Below are 2,978 nucleotides of genomic sequence, written 5' to 3'. Positions count from 1 at the left end.
GGCCTGGTGCTGGTGTCGTTCGCGGTGATGGGGCTGATGCCGTTCGTGCCGCCGCAGGCGCAGCTCGGGCTGCTGGTCGCGAGCGCGATCGGCTTCGACCTCGGCATCCAGGTCGCGCTGATCGCGCACCAGACCATCGTCTACGGCATCGACCCCGGCGCGCGCAGCCGCCTCAACGCGGTGCTGTTCACGACGGTGTTCATCGGCATGGCGACCGGCTCGGCGCTGGGCAGCGTGGCGCTCGCGCACTGGGGCTGGATGGCGGTGACGGCGCTGTCGGCCGGCGCGGCAGCGCTGGCGCTGGCCGTGCGGATGTGGCGTTGACAGCCGTCAGCGATCCCGGTTGCGGAACGCCAGCCAGCCCGCCACCGCAGTGAACACCACGACGAACAGCACCRCTACGAGGAAGCCGTGCTTGTGCTCGCCGAACGGGATGCCGCCGACGTTCATCCCGAAGAAGCCGGTCGTGATGTTGATCGGCAGCGCCAGCACCGTGACCATCGTCAGCGTGAACAGGCTGCGGTTGGTCTGCTCGCCGACCTGCGCGGCGATCTCTTCCTGCAGCAGCTTGATGCGCTCCTGCAGCGCCGCGAGGTCGCGGATCACCAGCGAGAACTCCTCGGTGGCCTGGCGCAGCTCGTCGAGGTCGGTCGCCGCCACCCAGGRCGGCGGCTGGCGCAGCAGCCGGAACAGCGCGCCCGGCTCCGGCGCCAGCAGGCGCTGCAGCCGCACCAGCACGCGGCGCAGCTGGCCGAGCTCGGCACGCCGGCGGTCGAGGCGGCCGCGCAGCAGGCTGTCCTCGATGCTGTCGACCTTCAGCGTGGCCTCGCGCACGATGCGCACCAGCACRTCGCCCTGGTCCTCGAGCAGGTGGTTCAGCAGGTCGACCGACGAGCCGAAGCGCACGCCCTGCTTCACCGCCTCGCGCAGCCGGTCGATCGAGCGCAGCGGGTGCGCCCGCGCGCTGACGGCCAGCCGCGCGTCGACGCTCATCCACAGCGTCGCGATCTCCGACGGGTCGAACGCGAATTCATAGGCCACGTCGTTGACGACGGCGATCAGGTTGTCCTGCGCGTCCTCGATGCGCGTCGAGCGCGAGCCCTGCTGCAGCGCCTCGAAGAACTCCGGCGCGAGCGGCAGGTTGGCCTGCATCCAGGCCTGCGAGGTGGCCGCGGTGAGGTCGAAATGCAGCCAGATGAAGGACGCATCGCCGGCCGGCTGCTTCAGCCACTCGACGGCCTGGGCCAGGTCGATCGGCTCGCCGCATTCGGTCGGCGAGAAGCGGTAGCCGCACAGCAGGCCGTTCTGCTGGGCTCCGTAAGTGATGGGCATGGGCGCTCCTCCTGTGATGCATGCGCGGCAACCCGCGATGAGAACACGGCTTGATGACATGCCGGCTTTGCAAGCGGGTGTAAGAACAGAAAAGGTGAAACGCCATGAATGCGCTTTCACGGAACTTCGCTGATCATCGCGGCGCTGCAACCCGTCCCCACCGAAGCATGAAGCGCCTGCCCCTGTCCACGACGACCCACATCGCCTTGCTGTTCACCGCCGTCGCGCTCGCCGCCTGCGGTGGCAAGGATGACGGGGACACGCCCGCCGGTTCGCCGCCGGCATCGACGCCCTCGCCGGCTCCCGCACCTGCTCCCGCACCTGCTCCGGCCCCCGCACCGTCGCCTTCGCCCGCCCCATCGCCCGCACCGGCTCCTTCCCCGGCCCCGGCTCCTTCGCCCGCACCCGCGCCGTCGCCTGCGCCAGCCCCCGCTCCGGCACCCTCGCCCGCCCCGGCCCCCGCCCCCACGGCGACCCCGGCGCTCACCAGCGTCGAGCTCGCGCAGACCCACGTCATCCCGCCCACCGGCCGCGGCATGCAATCGGCCAACGACGTGAAGAACAAGGTCACCAAGCGCCTGCTGCTGGTGGCCGACCGCGCCGCGCTGCTGATGGTGCAGCCGTCTGCGAACGTGACGTCGCTGGTGGTGCGCGCCAAGCTGGCCGAYGGCCGCACGCTCGGCCCGCTGACRATGAACGCCCCGGCGAAGCTGCCCGCCACCGACGGCGGCCGCCCGGCCTATTCCGCCGTCAAGTACAGCGCGCTGCTGCCGCGCGAGTGGATCCAGATCGGCGCGACGCTCGAGGTCGGCCAGGGCGATTTCTCGTCGCCGCGCAGCGTGGCGCTGAGCGTCACGCCGGCCACCACGCTGACGCACCACACGATTCCGGTCTACCTGTTCGGCGCGCGCGCGGCGCAGTCTGTGGTGCCGGACTGGGCGCTGTCGTCGGCGTCGACCAACGGCTACACGCTCGACCAGGAGTACCTGCAGAAGCTGCCGGTCGCGAACCTCGCCCAGGTGACGACCGGTGCCGTCACGCTCGACCAGCTGGCCGTGCCGGCCCGCAACGACGACCAGTTCTGCTACCCGGCGATGAGCTTCGGCTCGTGGGCCGACTTCAAGGCGGCCGGCGGCGACACCAACGCCCGCATCTACAGGCTGCTCAGCGACATGCGCGGTCCCGCCGCGAACCGGGACGGCAACTTCGCGGCCGGCTTCTACGGCTTCGTGCAGACGGTGGACGGCGGCCGGCAGGTCGCCGCATCGACCGGCGGCGGGCTCGGCGGCGGCGGTGTCGGCACCTCCGGCGGCGACTACCGGCCCGACCAGGTCTACTCAGCCATCTTCAACCACGAGATGGGCCACGCCTACGGCCTGCCGCATGCCGACGCCGCGGCCGATGCCGGCGACTACCCGTACCCGATGGGCACCAAGAGCGGCTCCACCTGGGGCTACGACGCGCTGAAGAACCAGCTGCTGACGACGCTCGAGTACAGCGGCCAGTCGTGCGACGGCCGCACCGTCGACGGCACCTGCTTCCAACGCACGCCGATGTCGGGCGGCGACGACGACCGCGACGGCAAGACCTACCGCTGGAACGCGTTCTCCGACTACCAGGCGGCGCAGATGCAGGAAGGCTTCCTC

2 protein-coding genes and 1 pseudogene are annotated in these 2,978 nt (G+C 71.0%); 2 read left to right on the top strand and 1 reads right to left on the bottom strand.

Annotation, left to right across the window (positions count from 1 at the left end; translation table 11 throughout):
* Positions 1-324, top strand: a pseudogene (locus AC1D12_RS29705) (MFS transporter); the annotation flags it as partial.
* A 6-nt stretch (positions 325-330) separates the two neighbouring features.
* On the opposite strand, the gene AC1D12_RS29700 reads toward AC1D12_RS29705, so the two are convergent.
* The gene (locus AC1D12_RS29700; RefSeq protein WP_477844795.1) at positions 331-1,332 is read right to left on the bottom strand and encodes a transporter; all 1,002 of its coding nucleotides are present in this window, start codon (positions 1,330-1,332) and stop codon (positions 331-333) included.
* A 167-nt stretch (positions 1,333-1,499) separates the two neighbouring features.
* Between AC1D12_RS29700 and AC1D12_RS29695 the strand changes: the two genes are divergently transcribed.
* Positions 1,500-2,978 (top strand): M66 family metalloprotease (locus AC1D12_RS29695; protein ID WP_477844793.1); only part of this gene is annotated, 1,479 nt, incomplete at its 3' end.

This window comes from Rhizobacter sp. P1_G5 (assembly GCF_056405435.1).
The sequence above is the reverse complement of the archived record's forward strand: the minus strand, read 5'-3'. Positions and strand labels throughout refer to the sequence as shown.